The sequence below is a fragment of the Pseudomaricurvus sp. HS19 genome, assembly GCF_009857815.1.
Taxonomy (GTDB): domain Bacteria; phylum Pseudomonadota; class Gammaproteobacteria; order Pseudomonadales; family Cellvibrionaceae; genus Pseudomaricurvus.
This window is the reverse complement of record NZ_WVVW01000002.1, coordinates 357346-370325: the sequence shown is the minus strand read 5'-3', so window position 1 is coordinate 370325 and position 12980 is coordinate 357346. Positions and strand designations below refer to the sequence as shown.

Sequence of the window (12980 nt, the reverse complement as noted above, 5' to 3'; positions counted from 1 at the left end):
GGCTTATGAGGCCGGGCTGAAATTGCCAGACATTATAAGCGGTTTTTGGTGCTTTACATACGCCCGGCCTTGTTGCAGGCTTGAGTTAAAGTGCTATAACATCATTTGCGCATAAGTTACGGAAATTGATAGAAAAATGGGGATCTTGGGGTTTTTAGAGCGTAAGGCCAAGCCCGTTCTGGGGCTGGACATAAGCTCGACATCAATCAAGCTGCTGGAGCTGAGCCGTCAGGGTGAGCGTCTTCGCGTCGAAAGTTATGCCGTGAAAGCTCTGCCGCCGAACGCTGTGGTGGAAAAAAACATCAACGACGTCGAAGCGGTGGCTGAGGTGTTGCGGACGCTGATCAAGCAGTCGCGCACCAAGGTCAGGGATGCTGCGGTGGCGGTGTCCGGTTCGGCGGTGATTACCAAGCTGATCGAGATGCCGGCGGGTCTCAGTGACGATGTGCTGGAAACCCAGATTGCCATGGAGGCGGATCAGTACATTCCTTATCCGCTGGACGAGGTGGCGATCGACTTCGAGATCCAGGGGGTGTCTGAAGCTAGCCCGGACCAGATCGAGGTGTTGCTGGCAGCCTGTCGCCGGGAGAATGTCGACCTGCGGGTGGCGTCCCTGGAGTTGGCGGACCTGAAGCCGAAAGTGGTGGATGTGGAAGCCTACACCATGGAGCGCGCTTTCGGCCTGATTTCCGAACAGCTGGAGGAGCAGGGCGACCAGGTGGTGGCCATTGTCGACATCGGTGCAACCATGAGTACCCTGAGCGTGCTGGTAGGCGGCAAAACCGTCTATACCCGCGAGCAGCTGTTTGGTGGCAAGCAGCTCACCGAAGAGATTCAGCGCCGTTACGGTCTCTCCATGGAGGAGGCCGGTCTCGCCAAGAAGCAGGGCGGATTGCCCGACGACTACGCCGAAGAGGTGCTTGAGCCTTTCAAGGACGCGGCGGTTCAGCAAGTTACCCGTTCACTGCAATTCTTCTTTTCTTCCAGTCAGTACAACGACGTGGACCACATTGTTCTCGCCGGCGGCGTTGCGGCTCTCGAGGGCCTGCCGGAACTGATCAGTGAAAAACTGGGCACGGAAGTCACTGTCGCCAATCCCTTTGCCAACATGAGCGTGGCATCCAATGTGAATGCCGTGGCGCTGAAAAATGACGCCCCGGCCATGATGATTGCGGTCGGGCTGGCGCTGAGGAGTTTTGACTGATGGCAAACATTAACCTCCTGCCCTGGCGTGACGAATACCGCGCCGAGAAGCAGAAAGAGTTTTTCACCGTTATCGCCGTGGTCTGTGCGACTGCGGCCTTGGCCGTTTATATCTGGATCAGCATTATCAACGGGGCCATCGACTCGCAGAATGAGCGCAACACCATGCTCAAGAAAGAGATTGCTGTGCTCAACAAGCAGGTGCGCGAGATCCAGAAGCTGAAAAAACGCCGCGCCGAGTTGCTGGCCCGTATGGAGGTGATCCAGGGGCTGCAGGGTGAGCGTCCGGTGATTGTGCGTTACTTCGATGAGTTGGTGCGCGCTGTGCCGGAGGGGGTGTATCTGAAATCCCTCGAGCGCAGTGGCAACCGCATCACCATCACCGGCGTCACAGAGTCCAATGTGCGGGTGTCGGCATTTATGCGTAACCTGGACGATTCGGAGTGGTTCGGCAGTCCCAATCTGCGCTCGGTAAAAGCGGCGCCCAAGTTTGGTAAGTCGGCAAGTGAATTTACCATGCACTTTGCCACCACCAAGCCGAAAAAAGATAAGCAGAAAAAGAAGAGCTAACGAGGTCATTCCATGGCGATACAAGATGTAATTGCCCAGCTCAACGAGTTTAACGTCAATGATATTGACTGGACTCGTATGGGGGTATGGCCGGTAGCGGGGAAGGTGGTTTTCTGCCTCCTGCTGGTGGCCGCTATAGTAGCTGGTGGTTATTTTGTCTTTATTAAAGACCTGAACCTGCAGCTGGAAAAGGTGCAGGGTCAGGAACAGAAGCTGCGTGCGGACTTCAAGAAAAAGGCCCATCAGGCCGCGAACCTTGATGCTTACCGTGAGCAGATGGTTGAGATGGAAGAGTCTTTCGGGGCTCTGGTGGCGCAGCTTCCCAGTGATACCGAAGTGCCGGGCCTGCTGGAAGACATTGACGAGAAGGGTGTGACCAGCGGTTTGCAGATCAAGAGTATTGTGCTGCAGCCGGAGCGCCGTCGTGAGTACTATGTGGAGCTGCCCATCGAAATCAAAGTGCGCGGTCCCTATCACGACCTCGGTGTGTTTGTCAGCGGCGTGGCGGGAATGCCCCGCATCGTGACGCTGCACAACTACGAGATAGGCAAAGGCTCAGGTGCCATGCTGGATATGACCATTGAGGCCCGCACCTACCGCTACCGCGACCAGGAGGGCAAATAATGAGAGCTTTCCTGCAACAGTTTGGCCGCCTGGGCCTGGTCGCCTTGCCGCTGCTGCTGATTGGCTGCGGCGCCGGTTCTGACCACAGCGACCTGCGTAACTTTATCAAGGAGACCAAGAAGCGTCCTGGCGGGCAGATTGAGCCGCTGCCACCGTTCGTCCCCTATAAGAGTTTCTCCTACAGCGCCATGACCCTGCGTGCGCCCTTTGACCGTCCGTCAAAAGAGCTGGAGCGTGTGGTGCTGGGTACCAAGAGTGACGTCAAGCCCGACCTGGGCCGGGAGAAAGAGTATCTGGAGTCGTTCAATATCGAGTCCCTGAAAATGGTGGGCACGATCGAGAAGCAGGGCCAGCTGTGGGCGCTGATCAACGACGGTCGCCAGGGGGTTCACTTTGTCAGTGTCGGCAGTTACATGGGCAAGAACCACGGCCGGATAACCTCCATGGATAATCGCAATATTGAATTGATTGAAATTGTACCTGATGGCGCAGAAGGCTGGGTCGAGCGTCCAAAAGTCATCCGGTTATCAGAGAAGGATTAAAGAACATGTCTACAGTGCAGCGAATGATCAAATCTATTGCCCCGGTTGCCGGTGTGGGGTTGTGGGTGCTGACGGCTTTCTCTGATGCCTTTGCCAGTACGTTGAATGATATCAGCTTTGCCGAATTGCCAGGCGACCGCTTCGAAGTGCGGTTGAAATTTGATGAGCAGCCGGAGACGCCCAGTGGCTACACCATTGAGCAGCCAGCCCGTATCGTGCTGGACTTCCCCGGTGTGGAAAGCTCCCTCAGCCAGAAAAAATACCCGCTCGCTTTCGATGGCGCCTCCTCTGCGGTGGTGCTCACCAGCGGTGGCCGCACACGCCTGATCCTGAATCTGTCGGAGCTGGATACCTATTCCACCCGTCAGGAGAATAACGACCTGATTCTGGAAGTGGGTGGCGCTGCCGCGCACGAATACATCAAGCCGGGCAGCAGCGCGTCCAGTGTGGTGGCGACCAGGGATATGGATCACTCCGGCGCCATTACCGGTATCGATTTCCGTCGTGGCGAGTCCGGTGAAGGCAAGGTCATTATCGATCTCAGCGATCCGTCCGTGAGTGTGGATGTGAGCCAGTCGGCCGGCAATATCGAGGTCTCTTTCCTCAATACCAAGCTGCCGGACCAGCTGCGTCGCAGCCTGGATGTTATGGATTTTGCCACCCCGGTGACCTACGTAAACTCCGATTACAAGTCCGGAAATACCACCATTACTGTCAAGGCCAGTGGTGACTACGACTACCTGGCCTATCAGGCTGACCAGATGTATGTGGTCAGCATCAAGCCCCTGACCAAAGCCGAGCTGGAAGAGAAGAAGGCGCGCTTTGATTTTGTGGGCGAGAAGCTCTCCCTCAACTTCCAGGACATTGAAGTGCGCTCCGTGCTGCAGCTGATTGCAGACTTCACCGAGCTCAACCTGGTGGCGAGTGATACGGTGAAAGGCCGCATTACCCTGCGCCTGGAAAATGTGCCATGGGATCAGGCGCTGGAGCTGGTGCTGAAGGCCAAGGGTCTGGACAAGCGTGTTGTGGGTAACGTCATGATGGTGGCGCCTGCAGCGGAAATCGCAGCCCGCGAGCGTCAGGAGCTGGAGACCCAGAAGCAGTTGCAAGAGTTGGCGCCACTCTATACCGAGTATGTCCGTGTGCGTTATGCCAGTGCCGATGAATTGTTCAAACTGTTTGGTGGCAAGAGCAAGGGTGGCAGTGGTCGTAATTCCACAGAATCCATTCTCTCGGCCCGTGGCTCTGCCATCGTGGATGAGCGCACCAACTCGATCATTCTTACCGACACCGCCGACAAGATCGCCGAGTTCAAGAAACTGGTAGAGCAGCTGGATATCCCCATTCGTCAGGTGATGATCGAAGCGCGGATTGTGATTGCCAATACCGACTTCCAGAAAGAGCTGGGCTTCAAGTGGGGCGTCATCGGAGTTGATACTCCCGGCAATTCCCTGGTGGAATTCGGCGGTTCCTTCGACTCCCTGGACAGCGATCCGGGCTCCCCGGGCGAGTTCTTCCTCGGCGGCGGCACCACCGACATTGGTGAAAACCTGGCCGTTGACCTGGGTGTGGCCAGCCCCACCGGCAGCTTTGCCATGGGCTACCTGAACGACAATATTCTGCTCAACTGGGAGATCTCCGCGCTGGAGGATGCCGGTCACGCCGAGATTATGTCCCAGCCCAAGGTGATCACCGGCGACAAGCAGATGGCCCACATCCAGTCCGGTACCCAGATTCCCTATCAGGAAGCGTCAGCCAGCGGTGCCACTTCCACCTCCTTCAAAGAGGCGGTGCTGAAGCTGGAAGTTACTCCGCAGATCACCCCGGATGATCACATCATCATGGATCTCAAGGTCAACCAGGACTCCGTTGGTGACCTGGCTCCGAACGGCGTGCCGACGATCGATGTCACCGAGCTGGAGACCCAGGTGCTGGTGGCCAATGGCCAGACCGTAGTGCTGGGCGGTATCTTCCAGACCGAGCAGATCGAGGGTGAAACCAAGGTGCCGGTGTTGGGTGATATTCCCTACCTGGGTCGCCTGTTCCGCAAGGATGTCAAAAGTGAAAGCAAGCGTGAGCTGCTGATCTTTATCACCCCGAAAATCCTGTCAGACACTCTGGTCAAATAACAGATGTCACCAAGCCTTATACTTGTCGGTCCCATGGGGGCCGGCAAGTCCACCATCGGCAGGCTGGTTGCCGGGCAGCTTAATCTCCCTTTTTACGACAGTGACCGCGTGATTGAAGAGCGCACCGGCGCCGATATCCCGTGGATTTTTGACGTTGAGGGCGAGGCCGGCTTTCGCCAGCGTGAAACCGCCGTGCTGGCTGATATGCTGCAGGGTGAAACCATGGTGCTGGCCACCGGTGGCGGTATCGTGATTCGGGATGAGAATCGCCAGATGTTGAAGGACCAGGGTTTTGTGGTGTATCTCACCGCTTCCCTGTCACAGCTGGTGGAGCGTACCTACAAGGACAAGAAGCGGCCCTTGCTGCAGGTGGATGACCCGGAAGCCAAGATTCGTGAGCTGATCGCCCAGCGTGATCCGCTCTACCGGGAGGTGGCTCACCTGAGTGTGAAAACCGATCGTCGCAGTCCCCGGGCGGTAGCCCAGGAGGTGGCACAGGCGTACCGCAAGCTGGACTCCTCCCCCCAATAGGGCCGCAGCATTCTCTGCTGATGTGATAATATCAGCGGCCTCAATTTTCAGGCTGCAGGTAAACAGAGCATGCATACGGTTACGGTCGATCTCGGCGAGCGCAGTTACCCGATTCATATCGGCGCAGGGTTGTTGGCGCAACCCGAGTTAATCCGGCCCCACATAGCGGGCTCGCAGGTCTGCATCGTCACCAATGAAACCATTGCCCCGCTCTATCTGCAGCGGGTGGTGCAGTTGCTCGATGGTCTTCAGGTCAGCACAGTGGTGCTGCCGGATGGCGAAGCCCACAAAACCCTGACCGTGCTCAACCGCATCTATGACCAGTTGCTGCAGGACCGGCACAATCGCACCACCACACTGATTGCCCTTGGTGGAGGGGTGGTGGGTGATATGACCGGCTATGCCGCTGCCAGTTATCAGCGCGGTGTGGACTTTATCCAGATACCGACCACGCTGCTTTCGCAGGTAGACTCGTCGGTGGGCGGCAAGACCGGCGTCAATCACCCGCTGGGTAAAAATATGATTGGTGCTTTTCATCAGCCCAATGCGGTGTTGATTGATACGGAAGTGCTCAATACCTTGCCGCCGCGGGAATTGTCGGCGGGTTTGGCCGAGGTCATCAAGTATGGCCTGATCGTTGATGAAGACTTTTACGCCTGGCTGGAAGCCAACCTGGAGGCGCTGCTTGGGCTGGAGCCGGAGGCAATCGCCATGGCCATTCGGCGCTCCTGTGAGTGCAAGGCTGAAGTGGTGGCGGCAGATGAGCGTGAAGGCGGGCTGCGAGCCATACTGAACCTGGGGCACACCTTTGGTCATGCCATTGAGACTGCCCAGGGCTATGGCAACTGGTTACACGGCGAGGCAGTGGCAACCGGGATGTTGATGGCGATGGATCTGTCGGTGCGGGAGGGGTTTGTGCCTGCGCCGGAACTGGAGCGGCTGCGACATCTGCTGGAGCGGGCCGGGTTGCCGGTGACCTCCCCGGCCGACATGACGGTGGATCAGTTTTTGTCGCTGATGGCCGTGGATAAAAAAGTACTGGATGGTCAGCTGCGGCTGGTACTGCTGGAGTCAGTCGGCAAGGCCATTGTCACCAAAAGGTTTTCGTTGGAGCACCTGCGCCAGACGATAGCCGCTATCTGAGCAGGGCCGGGGCCCGAATCCGGAGATTGGCCGGGGAGTGTCAATGATGGAGCAAGCATCAGCAACGCATTTCACCCATCCGGCGGAGGGGCCGGATGTCTGGGTGCAGCATTTTGGGCTGCGCTACAACCCTTTCTACAACCCGTTTGCCGTCACCGGTGACGGTTCCGAGTTACTGGAGGATGCCTTCTATCCCGGGGCCGGACGTGAAGCCTTGCTGGAGCAGGCCGATCAGGCCTGTCTCAGCGGCAGTGGGGTAACCATCATCGCAGGTGCCGATGGCAGTGGTCGCAGTCTGCTGTGCCGGCAGTTGCATCTGATACTGCAGGGCGAGGCCCGGGTGGCGTTCCTGCAGGCACAGCTGTTAACCAGTACGGAGCAGGTGCTGCAGGCCATTGCCGGAGATCTGCAGTGTGCAGCCTCACCCGAGGCCTCGGCCGGAGAGATCATGGCCGCCTTGCGCCATGAGCTGCAGCAGCCGGGCGCTCCCCTTGTTATCCTGATCGATGATGCCCACCTGCTGGACGACAGTTTGCTGGGAGGGCTCATGAGCTTGTTGGTGGATACCAATGAGGGCGAGCGTTGCCTGCATTTGCTGCTGTTTGGCGATGAGGACCTGGCGGCCCGACTCGACAGCTACGCGCCGGTAGAGGTGTTTCTGCAGGACTTGCTGCTGTCCCCACTGTCGATCAAGGAATCGGCAGACTATTTGCAGCACAAATGGGACCAGGCGGGCGCCAGCCAGAGTCTGCCACTGTCACCCCTGCAGCTGCAGCGGCTGTGGCAGCGCAGTGGCGGTATTCCCGGGGCGCTGGATCGACTGGCGGAATCCGCGCTGACGCAACTGGCGTCCGAGGCGGACAGTCGTACGACGCTTCCCATCGCCCACCTGTTCGCGCTGGTCGCTCTGGTGAGTATTTTGCTAGTAGCTTTTTTCTACTGGGATAAATGGTTTGAATCCCGGGAGGGGATGGAAACCTCCGCAGCGGCTGGCCCGACGGTATCCCCGGACGAGGGCGCTCGCCGCCTGGTGGCGCCGGTGCACGTGCCGGTGCCTGCGGGCAATGCCGATGGCGTGAAGCCTGTTCCCGCTGCGGAACCCCGGGTAGCGGTTGCACCGTATCAAGGCGCAGCGGCCGATGGGGACGTTCAGGTGCCCGATTCTGGTTCGGCGCCAGCTCCGTTGAGCGCTACAGATGGCGAGACCGCAGCCGCAGTGCCGGCAGTGGTGGAGCCGGAGGTCAAGGCGGAGGCCGCGCCCAAGGCTGTTCCGGTCTATACCGCGGCCGAACAGAAATTGCTGGCAATGCCGGCGGAGCATCTGCTGTTGCAAGTGGTGGCGGCGGGAGCGAAGGACTCCCTGCAGGCGTTTATCAGCCGCCAGAGCAATCGCGAGGAGCTGCTGATGTACGAGGTCATCCGTAACGGCAAGCCCTGGTATGTGGTGGTGATTGGCAGCTTTGCCGACCGCAACAGGGCTGACTGGCACCGGGCCGGGCTCCCGGAGGAGCAGCGCAAGGCAGGGCCCTGGATCAGGAGCGTTGCTGATGTTCAGGCGGAGATCAGCCAATATCGAGGCAGATAGCCCCAATTACGAGTGTGTTTCCCGGACCGGCCCCTGCACCTCCGGGGGGGTCAGCTTGCCAACCCACGGTCGAGCGGGTAATATTCTGCGCCCGTTTGCCAAGGAGCCCCTCATTCAGTCAGGGGCTTTTTTGTCTCAGCCCCGGCGTTTTTCCGGGGTTGGGCTGCTGACACAGATTTTCGGAATATTGAGAGACCGCCTATGAGCACTGGCCTCTACCAGATCGACGAGTTTAAAGATAACTGTGGCTTTGGTCTTATCGCCCATCTTAAGGGTGAGACCAGCCATCGCCTGTTGCAGACCGCTATTGAGTCACTGACGTGCATGACGCACCGCGGTGGGATCGCGGCTGACGGCAAAACCGGCGATGGTTGTGGCCTGCTGATGCAGAAGCCGGACGGCTTCCTGCGTCGTGTCGCTCAGGAAGAGCTCAGCGTCACCCTGCCCGAGAGCTACGGTATCGGCGCCATTATGCTGTCCCGTGACGAGACCCGTGCCGATGCCGCCAAAGAGGTGGTAGAGGCCGAGTTGCTGGCGGCCGGCCTGGGCTGTCTCGGCTGGCGCGTCATGCCCACCGATTCCGGTTGCCTGGGGCCCATTGCCCTGGAATCCCTGCCCCAGTTTGTGCATCTGTTTGTGGCACCGGGCAGTGATATGGACCAGCAGGCCTTTGCCGCTGCGCTGTTTATGGCCCGCCGTCGTGCGGAGCAGCGCCTGCAGTCTGACAAGAGCTTCTATGTCGCCAGCCTCAGTCACAGCGTCGTCTCCTTTAAAGGCCTGATGATGCCGGTTGACCTGCCCAAGTTCTTCCTCGACCTGGCGGACCCGGGCTTGGAAACCGCCATCTGCGTGTTCCACCAGCGTTTCTCCACCAACACCATGCCCCAGTGGCCGCTGGCGCAGCCATTCCGCATGCTGGCCCATAACGGTGAGATCAACACCGTGATGGGTAACCGTAACTGGTCCGTAGCCCGTACCTCCAAGTTCAAGACTGACCTGCTGCCGGAACTGGCTGCCGTGACGCCGCTGGTCAATCGCACCGGTTCCGACTCCTCCAGTCTGGATAACATGCTGGAGATCCTGCTCACCGGTGGTATGGAGCCGCATCGCGCTATCCGTATGCTGGTGCCGCCGGCCTGGCAGAATGTGGAGCACATGGATCCGGACCTGCGTGCCTTCTACGAATACAACTCCATGCACGTGGAGCCCTGGGATGGCCCCGCCGGCCTGGTGATTACTGACGGTCGTTACGCCGTCTGTACCCTCGACCGTAACGGTCTGCGTCCATCCCGTTGGGTGATCACCAAAGACGGTTTCATCACCGTTGCGTCGGAAGTGGGTACTTACAAATACGAGCCCGAGGACGTGGTCTCCAAGGGCCGTCTGGGCCCGGGCCAGATCCTGTCGGTGGATACTGCCACCGGCAAGCTCTACCACACCAAAGACATTGACGAGATGCTCAAGGCCAGCAAGCCCTACAAGAAGTGGCTCAGCGACAAGGCCATGCGTATTGAGGAGACTCTCGAGTCGGCCGTTGCTGACGAGATCATGCCGCGCGAGACCCTGAAGAGCTTCATGAAGATGTTCCAGGTCTCCTTTGAAGAGCGCGACCAGGTGCTGCGCCCGCTGGCCGAAGGTGGCCAGGAAGCGGTGGGCTCCATGGGTGATGACACCCCGATGGCCGTGCTGTCCGAGAAGCAGCGCAGCGTCTATGACTACTTCCGCCAGCAGTTCGCCCAGGTGACCAACCCGCCGATCGACCCGCTGCGGGAAGCGATCGTTATGTCCCTGGAGACCTGCATCGGTCGAGAGCTGTGTGTCTACGAAGAGACTGCCGCCCATGCTGACCGCGTAATCCTGACCTCGCCGGTGCTGTCACCGGTGAAGTTTGACGCCCTGCTGTCACTGGATCGCCCCAACTACAGCCACCAGATTTTTGATCTCTGCTACGACCCGGCACAGCAGACGCTGGAGCAGGCGATTCGCGCCCTCACCGACGCCACCGTGGCCGCGGTAAAGAGTGGCAAGGTGCTGATGGTGCTCTCCGACAAGAACATTACCGAGGGCAAGCTGCCGATTCACGGCCTGCTGGCCACCGGTGCCGTGCACCATCGCCTGACCCAGGAAGGTCTGCGCTGTGACGCCAATATCATCGTCGAGACCGCTACCGCCCGCGATCCGCACCATGTGGCGGCGCTGATCGGCTATGGAGCCACGGCTGTCTATCCGTACCTCTCCTATCAGGTGATCAGCGAGTTGATTACCACCGGCGAAGTACTGCTGGACGCGTCCTCGGCCTATACCAACTACCGCAAGGGCATCAACAAGGGCCTGCTGAAGATCCTGTCGAAGATGGGTATCTCCACCGTGGCTTCCTATCGGGGTGCCCAGCTGTTTGAGACCATCGGTCTCAACGAATCCGTAATTGACCTCTGTTTCGAGGGCACTCCCAGTCGCATTCAGGGCGCGGGCTTTGACGATATTGAAGCCGACCAGAAGGTGCTGGCAGCCGATGCCTGGAAAGCGCGCAAGCCCATCAACCAGGGTGGCCTGCTGAAGTACGTGCACGGCGAGGAGTACCACGCCTTTAACCCGGACGTGGTGCAGGCACTGCAGAAGGCCGTGACCAGTGGTGACTACTCCGCCTGGCGTGACTACGCCGAGCTGGTGAACGAGCGCCCCACGGCAACCCTGCGCGACCTGCTGAAAGTGAAAGATGGCCTCACCCCGGTACCACTGGACGAAGTGGAGCCGGTGGAAGCTATTGTGCGTCGTTTTGACTCCGCGGCCATGTCCCTCGGTGCCCTGTCGCCGGAAGCCCACGAGGCACTGGCCCAGGCCATGAACACCCTCGGCGGCCGCTCCAACAGCGGTGAGGGCGGTGAAGACCCGGCCCGCTTCGGCACCAACAAGGTTTCCAAGATCAAGCAGATCGCCTCCGGTCGCTTTGGTGTGACGCCGCACTACCTGGTAAACGCCGAGGTGCTGCAGATTAAAGTGGCTCAGGGTGCCAAGCCCGGTGAGGGCGGCCAGTTGCCCGGTGGCAAGGTCAATGACCTCATTGCTCGCCTGCGTTACTCCGTGCCCGGCGTGACCCTGATTTCACCTCCGCCACACCACGATATCTATTCGATCGAGGATCTGGCGCAGCTGATCTACGACCTCAAGCAGGTCAACCCGGACGCACTGGTGTCCGTGAAACTGGTATCCCGTCCCGGCGTCGGCACCATTGCTGCCGGTGTGGCCAAGGCTTACGCCGACCTGATCACCATCTCCGGTTACGACGGCGGTACCGCGGCCAGCCCGCTGACCTCCATCCGCTACGCCGGCTCGCCGTGGGAGCTGGGTCTCTCCGAGACACACCAGACCCTGCGCGCCAACGACCTGCGTGACAAGGTGCGGGTACAGACCGACGGCGGTCTGAAGACCGGCCTGGATGTGGTGAAAGCCGCCATGCTGGGTGCCGAGAGCTTCGGTTTCGGTACCGCGCCCATGGTGGCGTTGGGCTGTAAGTACCTGAAGATCTGCCACCTGAACAACTGTGCGACCGGTGTGGCGACGCAGAACCAGAAGCTGCGTGACGACCATTACATCGGTACCGTAGAGATGGCCATGAACTTCTTTAAGTTCATGGCTGAAGAGACCCGTGAGTGGATGGCCCGCCTCGGTGTGCGCAGCCTGAATGAGCTGGTGGGTCGCGTAGACCTGCTTGAAGCCGTTGCCGGCAAGACGCAGAAGCAGTCCAAACTGGACCTGAGCCCCATCATCTACAGCGATGACCTGCTGGCCAGCAAGCCACAGATCTGCAACGTGGATCGCAACCACCCCTATGACAAGGGTGAGTGCGCCGAGCGTATGGTGGCGGAAGTGCTGCCGGCGATTGAGGCAAAAAGCGGCGGTGAATTCAGTTTCCATATCACCAACTGTGACCGCTCCATCGGTGCGCGCATCAGTGGTGAGATCGCCAAGCGTCATGGCAACCATGGGATGAACGATGCGCCGATCAAGCTCAACCTGACCGGCGTGGCCGGCCAGAGCTTCGGTGTCTGGAACGCCGGTGGCCTGGAACTGTATTTGCAGGGTGATGCCAACGACTACGTCGGTAAAGGCATGGCCGGTGGCAAGATCGTGCTGCGTCCACCCGTGGGCTCCGGCTTCAAGTCGCAGGACACCAGCATTATGGGTAACACCTGCCTCTACGGTGCCACCGGCGGCAAACTGTTCGCCGCCGGTACCGCTGGCGAGCGCTGCGGCGTGCGTAACTCCGGCGCCCATGTGGTGGTGGAAGGTGCCGGCGATCACTGCTGTGAGTACATGACCGGTGGTGTGGTGACTGTGCTGGGCGATACCGGTGTTAACTTCGGTGCGGGTATGACCGGCGGCTTTGCTTACGTGCTGGATCAGAAGAACACCTTTGTGGACAAGTACAACCACGAGCTGATCGAGATCCATCGCATCAACCGCGAAGAGCTGGAAGCCCACCGCAACCACCTGCGTGGCATCATTGAAGAGTTTGTCGCAGAGACTGACAGCGCCTGGGGTAAAACCCTGCTCAGCAACTTCGACGACTACATTGGCAAGTTCTGGCTGGTGAAACCCAAAGCCGCCAGCCTGGGCCAGATGCTGGAAAACGTGACTCAGCGCGGCGAATAA

The 12980-nt window shown here is 59.3% G+C and carries 9 protein-coding genes; all 9 read left to right on the top strand.

Going from position 1 to position 12980, the window contains the following annotated elements:
* Positions 1 to 136 precede the first annotated feature (136 nt).
* The 9 genes from GSF27_RS09405 to gltB all read left to right on the top strand — a co-directional run bounded on the left by GSF27_RS09405 (position 137) and on the right by gltB (position 12980).
* Positions 137 to 1204: a pilus assembly protein PilM gene (locus GSF27_RS09405; RefSeq protein WP_160968243.1), complete on the top strand. Its 1068-nt coding sequence runs from the start codon at positions 137 to 139 to the stop codon at positions 1202 to 1204.
* Positions 1204 to 1773, top strand: a complete 570-nt coding sequence (locus tag GSF27_RS09400) for a PilN domain-containing protein (RefSeq protein WP_160968241.1) — start codon at positions 1204 to 1206, stop codon at positions 1771 to 1773. The genes GSF27_RS09405 and GSF27_RS09400 overlap by 1 nt, the downstream gene beginning before the upstream one ends.
* A 12-nt stretch (positions 1774 to 1785) precedes the next feature.
* Positions 1786 to 2397, top strand: coding sequence for a type 4a pilus biogenesis protein PilO (locus GSF27_RS09395; protein WP_160968239.1), 612 nt, complete (start codon positions 1786 to 1788; stop codon positions 2395 to 2397).
* A complete protein-coding gene (locus GSF27_RS09390; RefSeq protein ID WP_160968237.1) occupies positions 2397 to 2939 on the top strand; it encodes a pilus assembly protein PilP in 543 nt (180 codons plus the stop codon). Before GSF27_RS09395 ends, GSF27_RS09390 begins: the two co-directional genes overlap by 1 nt.
* 5 nt (positions 2940 to 2944) lie before the next feature.
* The gene (pilQ, locus tag GSF27_RS09385) at positions 2945 to 5068 is read left to right on the top strand and encodes a type IV pilus secretin PilQ (RefSeq protein WP_160968235.1); all 2124 of its coding nucleotides are present in this window, start codon (positions 2945 to 2947) and stop codon (positions 5066 to 5068) included.
* Positions 5069 to 5071: 3 nt separating this feature from the next.
* On the top strand, positions 5072 to 5599 hold the full coding sequence (gene aroK / locus GSF27_RS09380) for a shikimate kinase AroK (RefSeq protein ID WP_160968233.1): 528 nt from the start codon (positions 5072 to 5074) through the stop codon (positions 5597 to 5599).
* A gap of 69 nt (positions 5600 to 5668) precedes the next feature.
* Positions 5669 to 6742, top strand: a complete 1074-nt coding sequence (aroB, locus tag GSF27_RS09375) for a 3-dehydroquinate synthase (RefSeq protein WP_160968231.1) — start codon at positions 5669 to 5671, stop codon at positions 6740 to 6742.
* 43 nt (positions 6743 to 6785) lie between these two features.
* The gene (locus GSF27_RS09370) at positions 6786 to 8327 is read left to right on the top strand and encodes an SPOR domain-containing protein (protein ID WP_160968229.1); all 1542 of its coding nucleotides are present in this window, start codon (positions 6786 to 6788) and stop codon (positions 8325 to 8327) included.
* A 201-nt stretch (positions 8328 to 8528) separates the two neighbouring features.
* Positions 8529 to 12980, top strand: coding sequence for a glutamate synthase large subunit (gene gltB, locus GSF27_RS09365; protein ID WP_160968227.1), 4452 nt, complete (start codon positions 8529 to 8531; stop codon positions 12978 to 12980).

Excerpts from the sequence above, each read along its gene's own strand:
- GSF27_RS09405 (WP_160968243.1), top strand. The coding sequence starts at position 137 with ATGGGGATCTTGGGGTTTTTAGAGCGTAAGGCCAAGCCCGTTCTGGGG.
- GSF27_RS09400 (WP_160968241.1), top strand. The coding sequence starts at position 1,204 with ATGGCAAACATTAACCTCCTGCCCTGGCGTGACGAATACCGCGCCGAG.
- GSF27_RS09395 (WP_160968239.1), top strand. The coding sequence starts at position 1,786 with ATGGCGATACAAGATGTAATTGCCCAGCTCAACGAGTTTAACGTCAAT.
- GSF27_RS09390 (WP_160968237.1), top strand. The coding sequence starts at position 2,397 with ATGAGAGCTTTCCTGCAACAGTTTGGCCGCCTGGGCCTGGTCGCCTTG.
- pilQ (WP_160968235.1), top strand. The coding sequence starts at position 2,945 with ATGTCTACAGTGCAGCGAATGATCAAATCTATTGCCCCGGTTGCCGGT.
- aroK (WP_160968233.1), top strand. The coding sequence starts at position 5,072 with ATGTCACCAAGCCTTATACTTGTCGGTCCCATGGGGGCCGGCAAGTCC.
- aroB (WP_160968231.1), top strand. The coding sequence starts at position 5,669 with ATGCATACGGTTACGGTCGATCTCGGCGAGCGCAGTTACCCGATTCAT.
- GSF27_RS09370 (WP_160968229.1), top strand. The coding sequence starts at position 6,786 with ATGATGGAGCAAGCATCAGCAACGCATTTCACCCATCCGGCGGAGGGG.
- gltB (WP_160968227.1), top strand. The coding sequence starts at position 8,529 with ATGAGCACTGGCCTCTACCAGATCGACGAGTTTAAAGATAACTGTGGC.